Source organism: Streptomyces sp. NBC_00212, assembly GCF_045206365.1.
Taxonomy (GTDB): domain Bacteria; phylum Actinomycetota; class Actinomycetes; order Streptomycetales; family Streptomycetaceae; genus Streptomyces.
Window position 1 is genome coordinate 1194022 of sequence record NZ_CP108115.1, and the last position, 21596, is coordinate 1215617.

18 protein-coding genes are annotated in these 21596 nt (G+C 70.6%); 1 reads left to right on the plus strand and 17 read right to left on the minus strand.

Annotated elements, in window-relative coordinates:
• Positions 1 to 28: 28 nt before the first annotated feature.
• The 17 genes from OHA17_RS05545 to OHA17_RS05625 all read right to left on the minus strand — a co-directional run bounded on the left by OHA17_RS05545 (position 29) and on the right by OHA17_RS05625 (position 20209).
• On the minus strand, positions 29 to 1465 hold the full coding sequence (locus tag OHA17_RS05545) for an aspartate aminotransferase family protein (RefSeq protein ID WP_406504557.1): 1437 nt from the start codon (positions 1463 to 1465) through the stop codon (positions 29 to 31).
• Positions 1462 to 3369, minus strand: a complete 1908-nt coding sequence (gene dxs, locus OHA17_RS05550) for a 1-deoxy-D-xylulose-5-phosphate synthase (protein ID WP_406504558.1) — start codon at positions 3367 to 3369, stop codon at positions 1462 to 1464. The genes OHA17_RS05545 and dxs overlap by 4 nt, the downstream gene beginning before the upstream one ends.
• Positions 3370 to 3419: 50 nt before the next feature.
• The gene (gene ispG, locus OHA17_RS05555) at positions 3420 to 4586 is read right to left on the minus strand and encodes a flavodoxin-dependent (E)-4-hydroxy-3-methylbut-2-enyl-diphosphate synthase (RefSeq protein ID WP_406504560.1); all 1167 of its coding nucleotides are present in this window, start codon (positions 4584 to 4586) and stop codon (positions 3420 to 3422) included.
• 4 nt (positions 4587 to 4590) lie between these two features.
• Positions 4591 to 5613, minus strand: a complete 1023-nt coding sequence (gene hpnH, locus OHA17_RS05560) for an adenosyl-hopene transferase HpnH (protein WP_398872626.1) — start codon at positions 5611 to 5613, stop codon at positions 4591 to 4593.
• 5 nt (positions 5614 to 5618) lie between these two features.
• The gene (locus tag OHA17_RS05565) at positions 5619 to 6263 is read right to left on the minus strand and encodes a 1-hydroxy-2-methyl-2-butenyl 4-diphosphate reductase (RefSeq protein ID WP_398872624.1); all 645 of its coding nucleotides are present in this window, start codon (positions 6261 to 6263) and stop codon (positions 5619 to 5621) included.
• The gene (gene shc / locus OHA17_RS05570) at positions 6263 to 8257 is read right to left on the minus strand and encodes a squalene--hopene cyclase (protein WP_406504563.1); all 1995 of its coding nucleotides are present in this window, start codon (positions 8255 to 8257) and stop codon (positions 6263 to 6265) included. Before shc ends, OHA17_RS05565 begins: the two co-directional genes overlap by 1 nt.
• Before the next feature lie 112 nt (positions 8258 to 8369).
• Positions 8370 to 9479, minus strand: a complete 1110-nt coding sequence (locus OHA17_RS05575) for a polyprenyl synthetase family protein (RefSeq protein WP_053725559.1) — start codon at positions 9477 to 9479, stop codon at positions 8370 to 8372.
• Positions 9476 to 10858, minus strand: a complete 1383-nt coding sequence (gene hpnE, locus OHA17_RS05580; RefSeq protein ID WP_406504565.1) for a hydroxysqualene dehydroxylase HpnE — start codon at positions 10856 to 10858, stop codon at positions 9476 to 9478. Before hpnE ends, OHA17_RS05575 begins: the two co-directional genes overlap by 4 nt.
• A gap of 136 nt (positions 10859 to 10994) precedes the next feature.
• A complete protein-coding gene (gene hpnD, locus OHA17_RS05585; RefSeq protein ID WP_406504567.1) occupies positions 10995 to 11945 on the minus strand; it encodes a presqualene diphosphate synthase HpnD in 951 nt (316 codons plus the stop codon).
• Positions 11942 to 12835: a squalene synthase HpnC gene (gene hpnC / locus OHA17_RS05590; RefSeq protein ID WP_406504569.1), complete on the minus strand. Its 894-nt coding sequence runs from the start codon at positions 12833 to 12835 to the stop codon at positions 11942 to 11944. The genes hpnD and hpnC overlap by 4 nt, the downstream gene beginning before the upstream one ends.
• Positions 12836 to 13255: 420 nt before the next feature.
• Complete coding sequence (locus OHA17_RS05595) at positions 13256 to 14062, minus strand: ABC transporter ATP-binding protein (protein ID WP_406504571.1); 807 nt, start codon at positions 14060 to 14062, stop codon at positions 13256 to 13258.
• Positions 14055 to 14936: an ABC transporter permease gene (locus OHA17_RS05600; protein WP_053725563.1), complete on the minus strand. Its 882-nt coding sequence runs from the start codon at positions 14934 to 14936 to the stop codon at positions 14055 to 14057. Before OHA17_RS05600 ends, OHA17_RS05595 begins: the two co-directional genes overlap by 8 nt.
• Before the next feature lie 55 nt (positions 14937 to 14991).
• On the minus strand, positions 14992 to 15864 hold the full coding sequence (locus OHA17_RS05605; protein ID WP_406510638.1) for a glycosyltransferase family 2 protein: 873 nt from the start codon (positions 15862 to 15864) through the stop codon (positions 14992 to 14994).
• An 8-nt stretch (positions 15865 to 15872) separates the two neighbouring features.
• Positions 15873 to 16652 (minus strand): CDP-alcohol phosphatidyltransferase family protein, encoded by a 780-nt coding sequence (locus tag OHA17_RS05610; RefSeq protein WP_398872612.1) that lies wholly within the window; start codon positions 16650 to 16652, stop codon positions 15873 to 15875.
• Entirely contained in the window at positions 16630 to 17691 is a 1062-nt protein-coding gene (locus tag OHA17_RS05615; RefSeq protein WP_053725566.1) for an iron-containing alcohol dehydrogenase family protein, read from the minus strand. The genes OHA17_RS05610 and OHA17_RS05615 overlap by 23 nt, the downstream gene beginning before the upstream one ends.
• Positions 17679 to 18416: a sugar phosphate nucleotidyltransferase gene (locus OHA17_RS05620; RefSeq protein ID WP_398872608.1), complete on the minus strand. Its 738-nt coding sequence runs from the start codon at positions 18414 to 18416 to the stop codon at positions 17679 to 17681. The genes OHA17_RS05615 and OHA17_RS05620 overlap by 13 nt, the downstream gene beginning before the upstream one ends.
• Positions 18413 to 20209 carry a DUF5941 domain-containing protein gene (locus tag OHA17_RS05625; RefSeq protein WP_406510639.1) on the minus strand — a complete coding sequence of 599 codons (1797 nt, stop codon included), beginning with the start codon at positions 20207 to 20209 and terminating at the stop codon, positions 18413 to 18415. The genes OHA17_RS05620 and OHA17_RS05625 overlap by 4 nt, the downstream gene beginning before the upstream one ends.
• Positions 20210 to 20621: 412 nt before the next feature.
• On the opposite strand from OHA17_RS05625, the gene OHA17_RS05630 reads away from it, so the two are divergent.
• A complete protein-coding gene (locus OHA17_RS05630) occupies positions 20622 to 21563 on the plus strand; it encodes a cation diffusion facilitator family transporter (protein WP_053725569.1) in 942 nt (313 codons plus the stop codon).
• Positions 21564 to 21596 lie beyond the last annotated feature (33 nt).

Here is a 21596-nt window from a genome sequence, read left to right on the forward strand (position 1 = left end):
TTTTTGCCTCTGAGGCAAAAACGCGGTCCTACCGGTTGGCGACCGCCTGCTTCACCAGGGTCCGGCCGAAGTCCCACATGAGTCCGCCCCCGCCGTGGGCGTCGTCCATGACGGCGGTGAACGCCTCGACGAACCGGTCGACCTCGCGCTCGGTGATCGTCAGCGGCGGGATCAACTTGATCACCTCCAGGTGGTCGCCGGAGACCTGGGTCAGGATCCGGTGCTTCTGGAGCAGCGGCACGACGACCATCTGCGCGAAGAGGCCCTTGCGGGCGGCCTGGAGCATGGTCCAACGGCCGCGCAGCTTCAGCGAGTCGGGCCGGCCGAACTCGATGCCGATCATGAGCCCGCGCCCGCGTACGTCCGAGAGGAGTTCATAGCGGTCGGTGAGGGCGGCGAGCCGGGTGCGCAGCAGGTCCCCGACGGTGCGCGCGTTCTCGACGATCCCCTCGTCCTCCATGACCGAGAGCACGGCGAGCCCGGCCGCCATCGCCTGGGCGTTGGAGCCGAAGCTCGCCGAGTGGACCAGGACCCGGTCCATCGACGAGTAGACCTTCTTGAAGATCCACTCCTTGCCGAGGGTGGCGCCGACCGGCACATAGCCGCCGGAGAGCGCCTTCGCGACGCACACCAGGTCCGGTTCGACGCCCTGGTCGTGCTGGTAGGCGTAGAAGTCGCCGGTGCGGCCGAGGCCGGTCTGCACCTCGTCGGCGATGAGCAGCGCCTTGTGCCGGTGCAGGAGTTCCTGCGCGGCGAGCAGATAGCCGGGCGGCGCCTCGTGGACGCCCTTGCCCTGGATCGGCTCGACGATGAGGGCGGCTACGTCGCCGCGCTTCAACTCCCTTTCGAGGGCGGCCAGATCGCCGAGCGGCAGCGCCGTGTCGGGCAGCAGTGGCGCGAAGCCGTCGCGGAAGCCGGACTCGCCGTTGACCGACAGCGAGCCGGTCGTCAGGCCGTGGAAGGCGTGCGAGCAGTACAGGACGCGGGGCTTGCCGGTGGCGTACCGGGCGAATTTGAGCGCGGTCTCGACGGCCTCGGTGCCGCTGTTGCCGAAGAACACCCGGTCCAGGTGGGGGCTGTGCGCGAGGAGCTTCTCGGCGAGCAGGCCGGGCAGCGGCTGGCAGTCGAAGCGGGTCAGGTCCGCGAGCGAGGCGTCGAGCACGTCGTGCAGGGCCTTGCGGACGACGGGGTGGTGGCGGCCGAGACCCATCACGCCGAAGCCCGCGAGCATGTCGAGGTAGTCGTTGCCCTCGGAGTCCCAGAAGTACGCGCCCTCGGCCCGCTCGTAGACCCTGTCGAAGCCGATGGTGTGGAGCATCCGCGGCAACTGGTGGTTGAGGTATTTGGTGTGCAGTTCGTAGCGTTCGGCCCCGCGCTCGGCGAGGAGTCGCGTCAGGTCGAAGCCCTTGGCCCCGGAGGCCTCGGGAGTCGGTACTGCGAAGCCGTTGGGCTCGCCGTCGGTCATGCGTCGTTCTCCTTCTCGGCCGCCGCGGCGGCTTCCTCCGTGGCCGCCAGCGCGGCGCCGATCCGTCCCGCGACCTCGACCGGGGTGAGCCCGATGTCGGCGAGCACCTCGCCGCGCTTGGCGTGCGCGAGGAACTGCTCGGGGATGCCGAAGCCGCGCAGCGGCACATCGACCCCGGCGTCCCGCAGGGACTGTCCGACGGCCCAACCGACGCCGCCGGTACGGATGTTGTCCTCCACGACGGCGACCAGGCGGTGCCGCGCGGCCAGCGGGGCGAGCTGTTCGTCGACGGGCTTGACCCAGCGCGGGTCGAGGACCGTGCACCGGATGCCGCGCCCGGCGAGCAGCTCGGCGGCCTGGAGACACACGGGCGCGAGCACCCCGACCGCCACGAGCAGCACATCGGCGTCGTCGTCCCGGCGCAGCACGTCCATGCCGCCGATCCTGGCCACGGCCGGGATGTCGGGCCCGACGGACTCCTTGGGGAAGCGCAGCACCGTCGGCGCGTCGTCGACGTCCACGGCCTCGCGCAGCTGGGCCCGCAACTGGCTCGCGTCGCGCGGCGCGGCGATCCTGAGCCCCGGCACGACCTGGAGCATCGACAGGTCCCACATGCCGTTGTGGGAGGGCCCGTCGACGCCGGTCACCCCGGCTCGGTCGAGGACGAACGTCACCCCGCACCTGTGCAGTGCGACGTCCATCAGGACCTGGTCGAAGGCCCGGTTGAGGAAGGTCGCGTACACGGCGACTACGGGGTGGAGGCCACCGGTGGCGAGCCCGGCCGCGGAGACCGCCGCGTGCTGCTCGGCGATGCCGACGTCCCACACCCGGTCCGGGAAGCGCTCGGCGAACCGGCTGAGGCCCGTCGGGTGCAGCATGGCGGCGGTGATGGCGACGATGTCGTGGCGCTCGGCGCCCAGTTGGACGAGCTCGTCGCCGAACACGGCGGTCCAGGAAGGTCCGTTGGAGGGCGTCAGCGGCTCGCAGGTCAGCGGATCCATGGCGTTGACCGTGTGGAACCGGTCCGCCTCGTCGTCGAGGGCGGGCTGATAGCCGCGGCCCTTCTCGGTCAGGCAGTGCACGAGTACCGGCCCGTGGAAGCGTTTTGCCCGCCGCAGCGCCGATTCGACGGCCTCGGTGTTGTGCCCGTCGATCGGGCCGACGTACTTCAGACCGAGGTCCTCGAACATGCCCTGCGGGGCGAACGCGTCCTTGAAGCCCTTCTTCGCGCCGTGCAGCGACTCGTACAGCGGCTGCCCTATGACGGGGGTGTGCTGGAGCACGTCCTTGCCCCAGGCCAGGACGCGCTCGTAGCCGTCGGTGGTGCGCAGGGTGGCCAGGTGGTTGGCGAGCCCGCCGATGGTCGGCCCGTACGAGCGCTCGTTGTCATTGACGACGATGATCAGCGGGCGGTCCCGGGCGGCCGCGATGTTGTTGAGCGCCTCCCAGGCCATGCCGCCGGTGAGCGCGCCGTCCCCGATGACGGCGACGACGTGGCCGTCCCTGCCGAGCACCTCGTTCGCCTTCGCGAGCCCGTCCGCCCAGCCGAGCACGGTGGAGGCGTGGCTGTTCTCGATGACGTCGTGCTCGGACTCGGCGCGCGAGGGATAGCCGGACAGGCCGCCCTTGGTGCGCAGCTTCGAGAAGTCCTGCCGCCCGGTGAGCAGTTTGTGTACGTAGCTCTGGTGCCCGGTGTCCCACAGGATGCGGTCGACCGGCGATTCAAAGGCCCGGTGCAGGGCGATGGAAAGCTCGACCACCCCCAGATTGGGCCCCAGATGGCCCCCGGTCCGCGCCACCGCCTGGATCAGGAACTCCCTTATTTCTTGGGCTAGTTCACCGAGCTCGGCCTGGTCCAACGTTTGCAGGTCTTGCGGCCCCCGGATGTTCTCCAAGATCGTCACGCTCGGGCCCCCTCTTCCGAATCCTGTTCAGCCCACCAGCACGCTCATGTTCACCGCACGGCGACGTCGGGCCGTCCCGAAGCCACGCCGTCCTTCTCCATCCGCTCGGCGATCTTCATCGCCTCGTCGATCAGCGTCTCCACGATCTTCGACTCCGGGACCGTCTTGATGACCTCGCCCTTCACGAAGATCTGACCCTTGCCATTGCCCGAAGCCACACCCAGATCCGCCTCACGCGCCTCACCCGGACCGTTCACCACACAGCCCATCACCGCGACACGCAGCGGAACCTCCATGCCCTCCAGGCCCGCCGTGACCTCCTCGGCCAGCTTGTACACATCCACCTGCGCCCGCCCGCACGACGGACACGACACGATCTCCAGACGGCGCTGACGCAGGTTCAACGACTCCAGAATCTGGATGCCGACCTTGACCTCTTCGGCGGGGGGCGCGGAGAGCGAGACGCGGATCGTGTCGCCGATGCCCTCGGCCAGCAGCGCGCCGAAGGCGACCGCCGACTTGATCGTGCCCTGGAAGGCGGGACCGGCCTCGGTCACGCCCAGGTGCAGCGGGTAGTCGGACTGCGCAGCCAGCTGCCGGTAGGCGTTCACCATCACGACCGGGTCATTGTGCTTCACCGAGATCTTGATGTCCCGGAACCCGTGCTCCTCGAACAGCGACGCCTCCCACAGCGCCGACTCGACCAGCGCCTCCGGCGTCGCCTTTCCGTACTTCTTCAACAGCCGCGCGTCCAACGAGCCCGCGTTCACACCGATCCGGATCGGCGTACCCGCATCCTTCGCCGCCTGCGCGATCTCCTTGACCTTGTCGTCGAACTGCTTGATGTTGCCCGGATTCACCCGCACCGCGGCACACCCGGCGTCAATCGCCGCGAACACGTACTTCGGCTGGAAGTGAATGTCCGCGATCACCGGGATCTGCGACTTCCGCGCGATCGTCGCCAACGCATCCGCATCGTCCTGCGTCGGACACGCGACACGGACAATCTGGCAGCCCGACGCCGTCAACTCGGCGATCTGCTGCAACGTCGCGCCGATGTCCGACGTCCTCGTCGTGGTCATGGACTGCACCGAGACGGGTGCGTCCCCGCCGACCGCCACCGACCCGACCTGGATGCGCCGCGAGAGGCGACGCACCGCCAGCGGCCGGGCCGGCAGCGCGGGGAGCCCCAGGGAGACCGGCTCTCCGAGGCTCATGACATCACCCGCGGTTTCCCTGGACGGTCTCGCGGACCGCCCGGATCGACTCCTTCAGCGACCCCATGGTGGCGAGCACGGCGGTCGGCTCGTAGCCGCAGTGCGCCATGCAGTTCGCGCACCGCTCGTCCTTGCCGCGGCCGTACTTGTCCCAGTCGGTCTCCTCCACGAGCTGCCGGTACGTCGGCACGTACCCGTCGCTCATCAGGTAGCAGGGCCGCTGCCAGCCGAAGAGGGAGTAGTTGGGAATCGCCCACGCCGTGCACGGGAAGTCGGCCTTGCCCTCCAGGAAGTCCAGGAAGAGCGGCGAGTGGTTGAGCCGCCAGCGCGCCCGGTTGCCGCCGGCGAACGCCTTCTTGAAGAGCTCCCTGGTCTGCTCGACGCCCAGGAAGTGCTCCTGGTCGGGTGCCTTCTCGTAGGCGTACGCGGGCGAGATCATCATCTCGTCGACCTTGAGGTCGTCGTTGAGGAAGTTGAGCACCTCGATGATGGTCTGCGGGGTGTCGGTGTTGAAGAAGGTCGAGTTGGTGGTGACCCGGAAGCCCTGCCGCTTGGCCTCCTTGATCGCCTCGACGGCCTCGTCGAACACGCCCTCCTTCGCCACCGACTCGTCGTGCCGCTCGCGCAGCCCGTCGATGTGCACGGCGAAGGCGAAGTACGGCGACGGCTTGAACTTCTCCAGCTTCTTGCGCATCAGGAGCGCGTTGGTGCACAGGAAGACGTACTTCCTCTTGGCCACCAACTGCCGCACGATCTCATCGATCTGAGGGTGCATCAGGGGCTCGCCGCCCGCGATGGAGACCATCGGCGCACCGGATTCCAGGACCGCTCCGACGGCCTGGGCCACCGGCATCCGCTGCTTCAGGATCCCGGCCGGATGCTGGATCTTTCCGCAGCCCTCGCATTTCAGGTTGCAGGCGAAGAGCGGTTCCAGCTCGACGATCAGCGGGAACTTCTCGCGCTTGCGCAACTTCTGTTCAAAGAGATAGGTCCCGACCCTGATGGACTGACGAAGCGGCATGGCCATCTGGCTCACCTCCTGGGGAGCAGCAAAGAACGGTGCCATTCAAAGAAAGCGGGAAGGACGGCACGAAGAACGCGGAAGGCTGATATTCCACCGCGCACCGTGCCAATCCGGACGAGTTCATGTTCTGGAGCGTCCACGACCACCCGTACGGCCGCAACCGGGCGCGGTCCGGTCTGCTGGGCGGCCCACAGCGTGGCGGCGGACTCCATGTCCACCGCGATCGCCCCGGTCGCCCGCAGATCGGCCCGCTCGGGGCCCCGTACGACGTGGTCCGACCCGGTGAGCGGGCCGGTGTGGACCGTGCGGCCCGGCAGCGCCTCGGCGAGCGCCTTGGCGAGCACCTCGATGTCGGTGCACACCGTGGTGCCCCGCGGGTCGCGGGTTTCCTCCGCGACGACCAGGTCCCCCGGGTGCATCCCGGGGACCAGGCCGGCGCAGAAGCCTGAGGCGATGACCGCCGCGTCGCGCATCCGGTCCCCGCCAAGGGTCCGGACGACGGCGCGCTCGGCGGCCGGGGGGCCCATGCCGCTGCGCAGCACGGTGACCGGCCCCGCCGCGCCGCCGCGGGCGCCGCGCAGCGCGAGCCGCTCGATGGTGAGCGCACAGGCGATCACCATCGGCACGGGCTGCGGGGCCTGGGGTGTGTCCATCAACTCCCCTTGGTGCCGTTGGGGGAGAACGGTTCTCCATGGACGTAGCGGCCGAGCGCGGTCAGCGGGAAGACCTGCCGGTAGAGGTGGTAGTTGATCGAGAAGTCCCAGGGGAACCCCGTGCCGGTGAAGTACGGCTCGTCCCAGGAGCCGTCCTCGCGCTGGTTCTCGGCGAGCCAGGCGATGCCCCGCTCGGCGGCCTTGCCGTCCCGCTCCCCCGCCGCGAGCAGCGCGAGCAGCGCCCAGGCCGTCTGCGAGGCGGTGGAGGGGCCGCGGCCCGCCCATTCGGTCTCGCCGTACGAGCGCAGGTCCTCGCCCCAGCCGCCGTCGTCGTTCTGCACGGACTCCAGCCAGCCGACCGCGCGCCGGATCGCGGGGTGCGCGGCCGGGATCCCGGCGGCGGTCAGCGCGGGCACCACCGACCCCGTGCCGTACACGTAGTTGACGCCCCAGCGCCCGAACCAGGAGCCGTTGGCCTCCTGTTCGGCAAGCAGCCACTCGATGCCGCGCCGGGTGCGCGGATCGTGCGACTTGCCCTCGTAGGCGAGCATCTCGACGACGTGCGCGGTGACGTCGGCCGACGGCGGGTCGATGACCTCCCCGAAGTCGCAGAAGGGCAGCCGGTTGGGGAAGGCGCTGGTGTTGTCGGCGTCGAACGCGCCCCAGGCGCCGTTCTTCGACTGCATGCCGAGGTTCCAGCGCACCCCGCGGGCGATGGCCGCGTCGACCGTGGCCTGCCGCGGGTGCTTGACGCGGCGCAGCGCCAGGATCACTTCGGCGGTGTCGTCGATGTCCGGATAGTTGTCGTTGTGGAACTCGAACGCCCAGCCGCCCGGCTGGAGTTGGGGACGCCGTACGGCCCAGTCGCCGGGCCGGGTGATCTCCTCGTCCAGCATCCAGTCGGCGGCCTTGACGAGGGCGGGGTGGTCGGCGGGCACGCCCGCGTCGGCCAGGGCGATGGCGGCCAGGCACGTGTCCCACACCGGGGACTGGCAGGCCTCGATCATCCGGGCGCCGTCCTCGCGCCACACCGCGAACCGGTCAAGGGACTCCAACCCGGCCCGCATCACGGGGTGTTGGAGGTCGTAGCCGAGCAGGTGCAGGGCGATCACGGAGTACACGGCGGGTGGCTGGATGCCGCCCCAGCAGCCGTCGTTCTCCTGGCGCTCGACGATCCAGCGGGCGGCGCTGCGCATCGCGGTGCGGCGCAACGTGCGCGGGGCCACCTTGTGGTAGGCGTGCAGGACCTTGTCGAGCCGCTGGAAGGCGCCGTTCCAACTCGCCACCGGGGCAAGGGGCTTGGCCGGATTGGGGCGCCGGGCGTCGGTGTGCAGCTCGTCGAGCGCGAAGGGCGCGGGCCGTACCGGCCGCTTGGCCGAGACCACCGTGAGCGGCACGATGGTCTGCCGGGCCCAGCAGCCGAAGTCGTAGATGTTGAGCGGGACCCACTTGGGCAGGAAGATCAGCTCGGGCGGCAGCTCCGGCAGGTCGTCCCACTTCCACCAGCCGAACAGGGCCAGCCAGATACGGGTGAAGACCCGGGCGGCCGCGATCCCGCCCTTCGCCCTGATCCAGGCCGAGGCGCGGGCCATGTGCGCGTCCTCGGGCCGGTCACCGGCCAGCCTGAGCGCGACGTACGCCTCGATGGTGGTGGAGAGCTCGCCGGGCCCGCCGTAGAAGGTGGCCCAGGTCCCGTCGTCGCGCTGCTCGCCCCGGATGAAGAGGGCGGCCGCCCGGACGGTCTTCTCGTCCTGGATCCCGAGGAACTGACGCAGCAGCAGATCCTCGGCGTCCATGGTGACGTTGGTCTCCAGGTCGCCCTTCCACCAGCCCTGGGCGTCCTGCCTCGCCAGCAGATGCTCCACGCCGCGCTCGGCGGCCTGCCGGGCGGCGTCGAGTACCGCGTCCGCGCCGGGAGTGATCCCGGTTGTTGCACTGGCCGCGGCGGCCCGGGGCCGCGGGGCCCCGGTGCTTCCGTCGGTCGTCGCTGTCATGGCTTCCCCTTAATGCAAGTGCAGTTGCTACTTCTGCTGTGCTGGGGTCTCCGTCGGCGGGGCCCGTGCCAACGGGCCCTACCGGCGACTGCGAGTCATATGGGAATGGCGATCATCTCTTTCGGACGACGACGAAGTCCGCAAGGGCGGTGAGCTGCGCGCGGACGTGTTCCGGCATGTCGACGGCGCTGAGCGCCTCGATGGCGATGGTGTGCTGCCTGCGGGCCTCCTGGGAGGTCCACTCGCGGCCGCCGGCCTCCTCGATCAGGGCCGCGCGGGTGGCGAACTCCGCCTCGGAGAAGCTGTCGAAGTCGTTGCTCTTGGCGTCGGCGGCGAGCAGTTCGCCGAGCCGCGTGGAGGCCGGGCCGCCCGCGGCGAGGGCCGCGACGACCGGCAGCGACTTCTTGCGCTGGCGCAGGTCGCTCCAGGTCTGCTTGCCCGTGGCGTCCGGGTCGCCCCAGATGCCGAGCAGGTCGTCGACGGCCTGGAAGGCGAGGCCGAGGTGGTAGCCGTACGCCTCAAGCGTGTCGGCGGTCCGGTCGTCGGCGCCGCCGAGGACCGCGCCGATGGAGACGGCGCAGGCGAGCAGCGCGCCCGTCTTGTTGCCCTCCATCTCCAGGCACTCCTCGACGGTGACCCGCTCGCGGTGCTCGTAGGAGATGTCCTGGGCCTGACCGTCGATCAACTTCCGTGTGGCAGTGGTGAGTCGACGGGTGGCGCGGCCCGCTTCGACCGTGCCGAGTTCCAGCAGGACCTCATTCGCGAGGGCGAACAGGGCGTCGCCGACGAGGATCGCCTGGGCGGGGCCGTGCACCTTCCACACCGTGTCGCGGTGGCGGCGCTGCTCGTCGCCGTCCATGAGGTCGTCGTGCAGGAGCGAGAAGTTGTGCACGAGCTCCACGGCGACCGCCCCCGGCACCCCGACCTCGGCACTGGCCCCCGCCGCCTCGGCGGAGAGCAGGGCGAGCGCGGGCCTGATGGCCTTGCCGCCGTCGCCGGCCGCCGGGCGGCCCTGGGCGTCGATCCACCCGAAGTGGTAGGCGGCGACGGTGTCCATGGGAGCCGCGAGCCGGTCGACGGCCGCGCGCAGCTCCGGAGTCGACAGCGCGCGCCCCCGCTCCAGCAGGGCGTTGACGTCCACGGTGTCCACAGCCGGATTCGCCGAAGCCGAAGGCACAGTCGGCACAGTCTCTCCTCTTGTTCCAGTACTGCTAACAGTCATGCCGCCTCCTGAAGCGGATGAACATGGGGGCGGCCGAGGGTGGAGAGGGCGGCGCCGGCGGCGCTGAATCCGCTGCGCACGGCTCCCTCCATGGTCGCGGGCCAGCCGGTCGCGGTCCACGCGCCGGCCAGGTACAGGCCGTCCGCGCGGGTCCGTGCCGACGGCCGCAGCCGTCCGACGCCGGGGGTGGGGGCGAACGTCGCTGTCCGCTCCCGGGTGACGAAGAAGTCGAGGATCTCCGCGCCGCGCGCCGCGGGCAACAGCTTTTCCAGCTCGGGGAGATAGCGGGCGCGCAGTTCGGCCACGGGCAGGTCGATCTCGTCCTCGGCGGCCGACTGCGAGATGGCCAGATACTGCCCCTGGCCCTGCAGCCCCGAGGAGTCCGTCCGGTCGAAGACCCACTGCACCGGGCTGCCGAGCGCGGCGAAGAAGGGCTGCCGCAGGACCTTGCGGTCGTAGACGACATGAACGTTGAGGATCGGCGCGGTGTTGATGTCGAGCAGCCTGCCCGGCTCGTCGAGGGCGCCGTCGGGCAGCAGGTCGTGCGTCTCCTTCTGCGGCACGGCGAGCACGACGACCTCGGCGTCCAGCGTCTCGCCGGCCAGCTGGACCTGCCAACTGCCGTTGCCCGTACGGGAGATGGCCTCGGCCTTGGTGCGCGTCTCAGTGCGCACCCCCGCCGAGTCGAGGGCCTTGCGGGCCAGCGTGTCGTGCAGTTCGCCGAGCGGCACGCGGGCCCAGCCGATGTCGGCGGCGCCCGGCTCGGAGAGCAGCCCGGTCTTGAAGACCATGGCGGCCAGGCCCAGCGAGGCGTGCGGCGCGGTGGCGTTCAGGGTCGCGACGCCCACCAGGTCCCACAGGGCCTCGATGGTGCGCGCCGACTGGCCGTGCCGGCTCAGCCACGTCGCGAAGTCCACGCCGTCCAGGGCCGGGTCGGCCGGGTCGAGCTTCTTGAGCGCGAGCGCGGCGCGCCCGACGGAGGCCCGCTCGGCGAGCGAGAGGTGCGGGTAGGTCGCCAGGCTCCGGGCGAGGTGCAGCGGCACGGGCAGCGCGTCGCGGCGCAGCCGGCCGAGCCGGGGGCCCCTGCGGTGCGCCACGTCGAGGACGGGGACGTCCAACTTGGCCTGGACCGGGGCGAGTTCGGCCCCGCCGACCCGGTCGAGGAACCACCGGTAGGCGGTGCAGCAGCGCAGGTAGACGTGCTGGCCGTTGTCCACGGTGAGCTCGCCGCGCCGGAAGGAGAACGCGAGACCGCCCAGGCGCGGGCGGCCCTCGACGAGGGTCACGCCCAGGCCCGCGTCGGCGAGTTCGAGCGCCGCGGTGATTCCGGCGAGTCCGCCGCCGATCACCACCGCGCGTTTGGGCTGCGCGTCGTTCATGCGCCCTCCCCTGTGGCCGCGCCGGCGTGGTGCGCACGGCAGGCCGACGCAGTCAGGGACGCATCGACGTGCCGGGAAGTTGCACGTCGGGCCTGCGTAATGGTGCTCAGCCCTTCGTCCGGGTGCGCGTGGTGCATCAGGCGCGCCTCCTGGCGGTCTGCCGGGAGACGTGCCGGGTGTCGAGGCCGGACAGTCCGCGTACCGCCACGTACGCCTTCTCGCGTCCGGGCAGCGAGACCCGCCCGCGCAGCACCGCCTCCGGGTCGCGCTCGATGCGGTCGAGCAGCCGCCGGTAGATCCCGGCCATGGCGGCGACGCAGGCGCCGCTGCGCCGGTCCAGCATGGGGAGCAGCCGGTAGCCCTCGGCGAACAGGGCCCGGGCGCGCCGCACTTCGAAGTGGACGAGCCCGGCGAAGTCGGAGCCGGGCGGCGGCACAGGGCCGTTGAAACCCGTCGAGCAGCCGAACTTGGCGAGGTCGTCCGAGGGCAGATACGTCCGCCCGTTGCCGGCGTCCTCGCGAACGTCCCTGAGGATGTTGGTGAGTTGGAGCGCGAGCCCCAGCGTGTCGGCGTACTCCCCGGCGCGTTCGATGCCCGGTGCGCCCGGCTGCGTACCGAAAACGCCCAACGAGAGCCGGCCGATGGCACCCGCGACACACCGGCAGTAGACCTTCAGGTCGTCCCAGGTCTCGTAGCCCTCGCCGTGCACGTCCATGAGGACGCCGTCGATGAGTTCGTCGAGCCCGCCGAGCGGGATCGGGAACCGGCGCGCCGCGTCCGCGAGCGCGACCGCCACCGGGTCGGTGTCGTCCTCGTCGACCCCGCCGTCGCGGACGCGCCCGAGCAGCGCCCGGGTCTCCTCCAGGCGCACCTCCTTGGCGCCGTCGGCCAGCGTGCCGTCGCCGATGTCGTCGACCCGGCGCGAGAACGCGTACAGCGCCGACATCGCCTGCCGCTTGTCGGCCGGCAGCAGTCTGATGCCGTACGCGAAATTGCGCGCCTGCTGCCCGGTCACGGCCTCGCAATAGCTGTATGCGGCCTGTACCGGTGCGGACACGGGTGCCTGTGCCTCCACTGTCCGGCTCACCCCTCTCTACGCGCTCTTCGCAAGACGGCTCCCACCTCGCGCATCAGCCTTGCCCTGGTGGGCTTGGGCGGTCCCGGGAGTACGTCGTGGCCGGCGGCAGCGACCGAGTCGAGCGCGGCGCGTCCTCCGGCCACGAATCCGGCCAGCAGCAGCTTGAGTCTGCCGTGGACGCTACCCACCAGAGGGGTGCCTTCATTCAGCAACGACCCGGCGCGTTCCGCTTCGAACGCGACCAGGGCACGCACCGAGGCGCTCCCTGTGGGGGCGGCCAGATCGGCCTGCGTGACGTGGAACCGCGCCATGTCCTCGGCGGGCAGATAGATCCGGTCCCGCCCGAGGTCCTCCTTGACGTCCTGGAGGTGTTCGACGATCTGCAGCGCCGTGCAGATCTCGTCGGAGCGACGGATGCGCTCCGGGCTCGCGGTGCCGGTGATGGCGAGGACGAGCCGCCCCACGGGGTTGGCCGAAAGCTCGCAGTAGGCGAGCAGTTCCTCGTACGTCTCGTAACGCGCGACCCGCTGGTCCTGGCGGTTGGCGGCGATCAGCCCGAGGAACGGCTCGGGGGTCAGCGCGCAGCGCCGCACGGTGGGCTGCAGCGCCTTCAGGAGCGGGTGGTGCGGCGTCCCGTCGAAGACGCGGCGCAGATCCGTCTCGAAGGCGTCGAGCATGTGGAGCCGGTCGTCCGCGTCGGCGGGGGCGACGCCCAGGTGGCGGGCGTCGGCGCCCCCGGGGGCCAGGTCGCCGTCACCGATGTCGTCGACGAGCCGGGCGAAGCCGTAGACGGCCATCAGGTCGTCGCGCCACGCGCGCGGCAGGAAGAAGGGGGCCACCGGGAAGTTCTCGTCCGTGGCCTTGTCGAGCGTGGCGCGCGAGGAGGATCCGGTGCGCACGTCCCGCACTGGGGTCACCGGGTACCGCCCGGCGCGGGAACGGCGGCCGTCCCTTTGAGCTGGAGATTTTCCGTAGCCATGGCCGTCACATCTCCCGTTCTACACCGCCGACCCAAAACATCCTATTTCGGACACGCCGCCTGACCTCCCCGGACGGGGTGACCCGTCTCGCGAGGAGCCCGGGGCGTATTACCCCACTTGCCGCGAATCAGCACCGGTACAGCTTACGTTGTACAACGGCCGACAACACGTCGGGGTGTTGCGAGCATTACAACAACACTCCAATCCGGCCCAACCTTCCCCGCACACTGGCAACTTGACGGGATCTTGACTGTCCGGCCACACCATAGGACGCGGAAGCCCCTGCCGGGGTTGATCGACAGGGGCCGCGGGTTCCGCTGTCCGCCGGATGACCAAATGTCAGCGGCCGGACTCCTTCTGGTAGGCCTTCACGACCTCGTCCGTCGGCCCGTCCATGAGGAGCTCGCCGCGCTCCAGCCAGAGCACGCGGTCGCAGGTGTCCCGGATGGAGCCGATGCTGTGGCTCACCAGGAAGACGGTTCCGGCGTGCTTGCGCAGCTCCCGGATGCGCTCCTCCGAGCGGATCTGGAACTGCCGGTCACCGGTGGCGAGCGCCTCGTCGATCATGAGGACGTCGTGGTCCTTGGCCGCGGCGATGGAGAACCGCAGCCGGGCCGCCATGCCGGAGGAGTACGTCCGCATCGGCAGCGAGATGAAGTCGCCCTTGTCGTTGATGCCGGAGAAGTCGACGATCTCCTCGTAACGCTCCCTGACCTCCTCGCGCGACATGCCCATGGCGAGGCCGCCCAGGATCACGTTGCGCTCGCCGGTCAGGTCGTTCATCAGCGCCGCGTTCACGCCGAGCAGCGAGGGCTGGCCGTCGGTGTAGACCCGGCCGCTCTCGGGCGGCAGCAGGCCGGCGATCGCCCGGAGCAGCGTCGACTTGCCCGAACCGTTGGAGCCGATCAGGCCGATCGCCTCGCCGCGGTACGCCGTGAACGACACGCCCTTGACCGCGTGCACCCGGCGCATGCCCCGGGAGGCGCCGCCGGTCTTGTCCTTCTTGACTATGCGGCTCAGGGCGGCGGTCGCGCTGCCCCTGCCTCCGCCGCCGCCGTTGACGGTGTACACGATGTGCACGTCGTCGCAGATGACGGTGGGAATCCGCGTCTCGACCGCGATGCGGTCCTTGATGTCCTCAGCCACGGCCGTACCGCTCCTCAGCCTTCCAGAAGTACACGAAGCCCAGCCCACCGACGACGACCGCCCAGCCGGCCGCGAGGGCCCACACGTGCGGGGGCAGCGAGTGGCCGCCGTAGCCGTCCATCAGGGCGTAGCGCGCCAGGTCCATGTAGACCGCGGCGGGGTTGCACTGAAGGATGTCCTTCAGCCAGTGCGGTTTGCCCTTGAGCACGGTGCTGAGGCTGAACATCACGCCGGACGAGTACATCCACGTACGCATGATGAACGGCATCAGCTGCGCGAGGTCCGGCGTCTTGGAGCCGAGCCGCGCGAAGATCAGCGCCAGGCCGGTGTTGAACACGAACTGCAGCGCGAGCACCGGGATGATCAGCGGCCACGTCATGCTCGGCATGAAGCCGGAGGACACGACCACGATCATCAGGACGATCATCGAGAAGAGCAGCTGCTGGAGCTGCTGCAGCGCGAAGGAGACGGGCAGCGAGGCGCGCGGGAAGTGCAGCGCCCGCACCAGGCCGAGGTTGCCCGAGATCGCCCGGACGCCCGCCATCAGCGAGTTCTGCGTGAACGTGAACAGGAACACGCCGGTGACCAGGAACGGGATGTACGCGTTCGAGTCGATGCCCCGCTTCGCGTTCATCAGAACGCCGAAGATGAAGTAGTAGACGAGCGCGTTCAGCAGGGGCGTCGCCACCTGCCAGATCTGGCCGAGCTTCGCCTCGCTGTACTGGGCGGTCAGCTTGGCCGACGAGAACGACAGGATGAAGTGGCGCCGGCCCCACAGCTGCTTGATGTAGGCGGAGAGCCCGGGCCGGGCTCCGCTCACCGACAGCCCGTGCTTGGCGGCGAGGTCCGCCGGGGACAGGGTTGTGTCACTCACAAGTGAAAACTTTCGTGTTCAAGAACTACGCCCGATGGTCTCAGAGCCGAGACTCTCAGATGACGGGGGGACGGCCCAGCCGGGTGAGCTTGAAGACCGTACGCCACTTCATAGGGCGGCGCGGTCCGCAGGGCGTCGCCCAGCCCTCCTTGAAACCGCCGAACCAGGCCTTCAGCGCCGGGCCCGAGGGCTTGCGGGCCAGGGTGAGGAGCAGCCAGACCCCGAGGTAGACCGGGACGAGCGGAGCGGGCAGGTTGCGCCGGGCCAGCCAGACCCGGTTGCGGGCCACCATCCGGTGGTAGACCGCGTGCCGCGACGGGGCGGTCGTCGGGTGGTGCAGGACCATGTCCGCGCGGTAGTCGATCATCCAGCCGGCATCGAGCGCCCGCCACGCGAGGTCGGTCTCCTCGTGGGCGTAGAAGAACTCGTCGGGCAGCCCGCCGACCTCCGCGAACACCCGGGTGCGCACGGCGTTGGCGCCGCCGAGGAACGTCGTCACGCGCGAGGAGCGCATCGGATCGGCGGCGCGCAGCCTCGGGACGTGGCGGCGCTGGGTGACGCCGGTCTCCGGGTCGGCGATCCGGAAGCTGATGATGCCCAGCTCCGGGTCGGCCGCGAAGGCCTTGCGGCACAGCTCGGCGGTGTCCGGGTTGGCGAGCAGCCCGTCGTCGTCGAGGAAGAGCAGCACGTCGACCTCCGCGCCCGAGGGGCCGAACGCCTCGATGCCGACGTTGCGGCCGCCCGGGATGCCCAGGTTCTCCGGCAGCTCCACGGTGCGTACGCCCTCGGGGACGTCCGGGACCGGGGCGCCGTTGCCGACCACGACGACCTCGACCGGGGCGCCGTCCTGCTTGGCGACCGAGTCGAGCAGGGCCCTCAGCTCGGCGGGGCGGTTGCCCATGGTGATGACGACCGCGCCGACCTTCATGGGGGCGCTCACTTCAGCCTGCTGGAGGCGAGGATGGACACGAGGTGCAGCACCGTCTGAAGGAGCGCGATGCCGGCCAGGACCGCGACGCCCAGGCGCGAGAAGTACAGGTCGCCCCGGACCTGGTCCACGATCGCGAGGACCAGGATCAGCAGGGACGCCTCGATGCCGAGGACCAGGCGGTGGAACTTCAGCGCGGCGGCGGCCCGGCGCGCCAGCGCCATGCCGGACGAGCGCGGTGTGGCCGCCGCGTCCTTGACCTGCGGCAGACCGCCCTGGTGCCGGGCGACGCCGACGAGGTCGGTCTCCGCCTTGATCAGGATCGCGCCAAGGGCCGCGAGCGTACCGAGGAAGGCCCACAGCCAGTCGATCCGGCCACCGCCCCACAGGTCGGCGGCGCGCAGGCCGAAGCCGACCAGGACCGCCGCGTCGCACAGGTAGGCGCCGACGCGGTCCAGGTACACCCCGGAGAGCGAGAACTGCTTCTTCCAGCGGGCGACTTCGCCGTCGACGCAGTCGAGCAGCAGATAGCCCTGGACGGCCACGACACCGAGGACCGCGCCCCAGATGCCCGGGATGAGCAGGGCCGGGGCGGCGAGGACACCGCTGAGGGTCATCAGGTAGGTCAGCTGGTTCGGCGTGACCTTGGTGGTGACCAGGACGCGGGTGATGCGCAGGGAGATCTCGCGCATGTACAGGCGGCCGCCCCAGTGTTCTCCGCTGACCCGGTCCTTGACACCCGCGGGGTGCACGACCGGGCGGAGCTCAGCTACGGATGGTCTTGGCATAGTCGGCGTACGCGTCCCTGATCTGGTCGGTGGACAGGTCGAGGTGCTCGAGGATGGTGTAGCGGCCGGGGCGGGTCTGCGGGGCGAACTCGACGGCCTGCACGAACTCGTCGACGCTGAAGCCGATGTCCTGTGGGGTGACCGGCAGCCGGTGCCGTCGCAGCACGCTCGCCATCAGCGCGGACTCCTCCACGGCGCCGCGCAGGTGCATGGCGAAGGCGGCACCGAGGGCCACCTGCTCGCCGTGACTCGCGGCCCGCTTGGGGAAGAGGATGTCGAAGGCATGGTTGATCTCGTGGCAGGCGCCCGACGCGGGGCGCGAGTCGCCGGAGATCGACATGGAGATGCCGGTGAGGACCAGGCCCTCGGCGAGCACCTGGAGGAAGCCGTCGTCCTCGACGCCGCCGGGGTGGCGCAGCACGGCCTCGCCGGCCTGGCGGGCCATGGCCGCGGCGAGGCCGTCGATGGACTCGCCGGTCTCGCGGTTCGACAGCTCCCAGTCCGCGATACAGGAGATGTTCGAGACGGCGTCGCCGATGCCGGACCGTACGAAGCGGACCGGAGCCGCACGGATGACGTCCAGGTCGATGACGACGGCGATTGGCGTGGGAACCCCGTAGGAGCCGCGGCCCGCGTCGTTGTCGAGGGTGGCGACCGGCGAGCACAGGCCGTCGTGCGCCAGGTTCGTCGGGACGGCGACCAACGGGAGGCCGATGCGTGCCGCGGCGTACTTGGCACAGTCGATGATCTTGCCGCCGCCGAGGCCGACGACCGCGTCGTAGTGACCCGACTTCATCGCGTCGGCGAGCTTGATCGCGTTGTCGAGCGTGCCGCCGCCGACCTCGTACCAGTCGGCGCCGGGCAGCGCCGGGGCGAGCCGCTCGCGCAGCACCGCCCCGGAGCCGCCGCTGATGGCCACCGCGAGTTTGCCCGACGCCGAGATGCGCTGGTCGGCGAGGACGCCGGCCAGATCATCCAGCGCCCCGGCCCGGATGTCGACGACAACCGGGGACGGGATGAGCCTCGTCAGTACTGGCACGCGATCTCACGGCCCTTCGCCAGGTCGTCGTGGTTGTCGATCTCGACCCACGACACCTCGCCGATGGGGGCCACGTCGACGGTGAAGCCGCGGTTCACGAGCTCCTGGTAGCCGTCCTCGTAATAGAGGTCGGGGTCGCGCTCGAAGGTGGTCTTCAGGGCGTCGGCGAGCTCCTCGGCTGCCTCGGCCTCGATCAGCGTGACGCCGATGTACTCGCCGGTGGCGGTCGCCGGGTCCATCAGCTTGGTGATGCGCTGGACGCCCTTGCCGTCGGCGGTGATGACCTTCATCTCCTCGTCGGCGAGGCTCTTCACCGTGTCGAGGGCGAGGATGATCTTCTGGCCCTGGCCGCGCGCGGCGAGCAGGGTCTTCTCGACGGAGACGGGGTGGACCGTGTCGCCGTTGGCGAGGATCACACCGCGCTTGAGGACCTCACGCGCGCACCACAGGGAGTAGGCGTTGTTCCACTCCTCGGCCTTGTCGTTGTCGATCAGCGTGATCGCGACGCCGTACTTGGCCTCCAGGGCCTCCTTGCGCGCGTACACGGCTTCCTTGCGGTAGCCGACGACGACGGCGACCTCGGTCAGGCCGACCTCGGCGAAGTTCTTCAGCGCGATGTCCAGGACGGTGGTGTCACCGTCGACAGGCACGAGGGCCTTCGGGAGCGTGTCGGTGTAGGGGCGCAGACGCCGTCCGGCACCGGCTGCCAGTACGAGGCCAATCATGCTGTTTCTCCTTCGTCATGTACGGCAGGTGCTCCGGAGGACACCCAGAAGCGGATGGACTCCACGAGCACCACGAGCGCGATGGCCGCCGCGAGGGCGGTGAGCGCCAGGGTGAAGTCTGCGTCTCGCGTGGCGAGGACGGCGGCGAGCACCGTCACCGCGAGCGTGCGGCCCTCGTGGCCGCCGATCAGCCGCACCAGCCACTTCGGCGGCGCGCCCGAGCCGCCCTTGATGCGGTAGACCGTGTCGTAGTGATGGTAGGCGACCGCGGACACAAGCCCGAAGGCCGCGGGAAGGGCCCCGTTCACGTCCGAGCGGGCCGCGAGGATCAGGACCGTGCAGTATTCGGCCACCCGGAAGAGTGGCGGCACGAGCCAGTCGAGGGCTCCCTTGAGGGGGCGGGCGACGGCGAGGCCCGACAGGACCGCGTAGAAGACGGCCGCGACGATCATCTGGCGGCTGCCGACCGGCTGCGTGAGCGCCGCGGCGACGAGGGCCGCGGCGCCGACGGCGGCGACCACAGGGGGGCCCGGGATCCGGGGTGCCCTGGCCGCGACCAGCTGCGCGACGGGCCCGCTGTCGGCGAGCTCGGCGAGCGCGAGGGCCGCGCGGTCGGTGCGGGTGGCACGGCGGGTCAGTGAGCGAAGGACGCGGCCGGCGGTGGTGTAGCAGGCGGCGAAGGCGCAGCCGATGAGCAGCGCGTAGAAGACGATGCGGGGCGTGGTGACGGCGGTCAGCACGGCGATCATCGCCCAGCGCTCGCCGATCGGCAGCACGATCATGCGGCGCACCCACACCGTCCAGCCGACCGAGTCGAGCTTGTCGGAGAGGGCGGCGGTGGGGCTGGTGTTGGCGGACGCGTCGTGGTTGGCCTCGTTGAACGAGAAGTCCACGACGTGGCGGCAGGTCTGGAGCACCATCGCGCCGAGCGCCAGTGCCCATACGTCGTCGCCGCCTCGGGCCGCCCCGAGGGCGAGGCCCGCGTAGTAGGCGTACTCCTTGGCGCGGTCGAAGGTGGCGTCGAGCCAGGCGCCCATCGTCGAGTACTGGAGCGAGTACCGGGCGAGCTGCCCGTCGGTGCAGTCCAGGACGAAGGAGAGGATCAGCAGCACGCCGGCCGCGACGTAGCCGCCGCGCGTCCCGGTCGCCGCGCAGCCGGCCGCGATCAGGGCGGTGATCAGCGAGGCGGTGGTGACCTGGTTGGGGGTGAGCCCCCGGCGGGCGCACCAGCGCGCGATGTAGCGGGAGTACGGGCTGATGAAGTGGGTGGTGAAGAAGCCGTCGCGGGACTTCACGGCATTGCGCAGGCGTACGAACTCGTCGTCGACGGCGGCGATGGCCCGGGCCGCCTCGACCGCGGCGACGTCGTCGGCGGGGACGGTCGCGACGAGCGAGCCGAGCTCGGGGTGGTGCACCGCGACGCCGTCGGCCTCGATGGCCGCGGCGATGTCGTCGGCGAGCACGGAGGCCGTACCGACCTGGGCGGCGGGCGCCTGCGTGCCACCGGCCAGGGCGCGGGTGAGCGCCGGGCGGGCCTCGGCCTGGACGGTGAGGGCGCCGGACACCGAGGCCGCCGGGAAGCGGGGGTCGGTCAGCGCGAGGCGCAGCGCGTGCACGTGCCCCAGGAAGCGCGGGTCGACCAGGGCGACGCGTTCACCTGCCGGGACCTCGGCGAGGAGGCGGGGCAGATCGTCGGGGAGGAAGGCCTGCTGCACGTCGAAACCCAGCGCGAGCAGATCGGGTCCGAGCTGCGAGCCGGGCACCGGCGGACCGGTAAGGATGGCGGTCGACAGACGAACTCACTCCTTGCGACTGACATGGCTGAAGTGCGACGGCCCGGCCCGGCACGGGGGCGGGCGGCACGTCGGCAGAGGCTATCGGATGCACGGAACCGGGAATTCACTGGCCGTTTGTGCCCGAGGCGGCCCGGCAGCGCCCGTTGCGGGAGCGCCGCGATCATCATCGTCGATCAAGGGCGCAGCCCACAAACCGCGTTCGAACGGCGCCGCCCCACAGATCGCGCGGACAGCGCCCCGGGGAGGGTCCGGCGATCTCTCCGGCGCTCTGACCTGCAAGCATTTCCGCAGGTCAGAGCACATGACAACGGTGTTCAGTGCCGTGTTGCACATACCCCCTACCCGTAGTTCACTGACCCCTCGTACACAGCGTTGGGATCGATCAGAAAACGGATCTGGGAGGGCCTTCATGGGGGCTGGGCACGACCACGGACACACGCACGGCGGACCGCCGCCGACCGGCACCGCGGCCGCCGCCTACCGGGGACGGCTGCGCATCGCACTCGGCATCACACTGACCGTGATGGTCGTGGAGGTCGTCGGCGGTCTGCTCGCGGACTCGCTGGCGCTCGTCGCGGACGCGGCGCACATGGCGACGGACGGCCTCGGCCTCGCGATGGCGCTGCTCGCCATCCACTTCGCCAACCGCCCGGCCGGGGGCAACCGCACCTTCGGGTACGCCCGCGCCGAGATACTCGCGGCGCTCGCCAACTGTCTGCTGCTGCTCGGGGTGGGCGGCTACGTCCTGTTCGAGGCGGTCTCGCGGTTCGTCGAGCCGGCCGACACCGCGGGCGGCACGGCCGTGGTCTTCGGCCTGATCGGCCTGGTCGCCAACTCGGTGTCGCTGTCGCTCCTGATGAAGGGGCAGCAGGACAGCCTGAACGTGCGCGGCGCTTTCCTGGAGGTCCTCTCGGACGCGCTCGGCTCGGCGGCCGTCGTGATCGCCGGTCTGGTCATCATGACCACCGGCTGGCAGGCGGCCGACCCGATCGCCTCCCTGGTGATCGGCCTGATGATCGTGCCCAGGACCGTCAAGCTGCTGCGCGAGACCCTCAACGTGCTGCTCGAATCGGCGCCCAAGGGCGTCGACATGGCGGAGGTGCGGGCGCACATAGTGGAGCTGCCGGGCGTCGAGGACGTACACGATCTGCACGCCTGGACGATCACCTCGGGGATGCCGGTGCTCTCGGCGCACGTGGTGGTCAGCCAGGAGGTGCTCGACTCGGTGGGGCACGAGAAGCTGCTGCACGAGTTGCAGGGGTGCCTGGGCGATCACTTCGACGTCGAGCACTGCACCTTCCAGCTGGAGCCGGGCGGCCACGCCGAGCACGAGGCGAAGCTCTGCCACTGACACGCGTGGTTCCCGGGGCCCCGCGTGGGGCAG

Coding starts and splice junctions, on each gene's coding strand:
- OHA17_RS05545 (WP_406504557.1), bottom strand. CDS start 1,465: ATGACCGACGGCGAGCCCAACGGCTTCGCAGTACCGACTCCCGAGGCC.
- ispG (WP_406504560.1), bottom strand. CDS start 4,586: ATGAGCCTCGGAGAGCCGGTCTCCCTGGGGCTCCCCGCGCTGCCGGCC.
- hpnH (WP_398872626.1), bottom strand. CDS start 5,613: ATGGCCATGCCGCTTCGTCAGTCCATCAGGGTCGGGACCTATCTCTTT.
- OHA17_RS05565 (WP_398872624.1), bottom strand. CDS start 6,263: ATGGACACACCCCAGGCCCCGCAGCCCGTGCCGATGGTGATCGCCTGT.
- shc (WP_406504563.1), bottom strand. CDS start 8,257: ATGACAGCGACGACCGACGGAAGCACCGGGGCCCCGCGGCCCCGGGCC.
- OHA17_RS05575 (WP_053725559.1), bottom strand. CDS start 9,479: ATGACTGTTAGCAGTACTGGAACAAGAGGAGAGACTGTGCCGACTGTG.
- hpnE (WP_406504565.1), bottom strand. CDS start 10,858: ATGAACGACGCGCAGCCCAAACGCGCGGTGGTGATCGGCGGCGGACTC.
- OHA17_RS05605 (WP_406510638.1), bottom strand. CDS start 15,864: ATGAAGGTCGGCGCGGTCGTCATCACCATGGGCAACCGCCCCGCCGAG.
- OHA17_RS05610 (WP_398872612.1), bottom strand. CDS start 16,652: ATGCCAAGACCATCCGTAGCTGAGCTCCGCCCGGTCGTGCACCCCGCG.
- OHA17_RS05620 (WP_398872608.1), bottom strand. CDS start 18,416: ATGATTGGCCTCGTACTGGCAGCCGGTGCCGGACGGCGTCTGCGCCCC.
- OHA17_RS05630 (WP_053725569.1), top strand. CDS start 20,622: ATGGGGGCTGGGCACGACCACGGACACACGCACGGCGGACCGCCGCCG.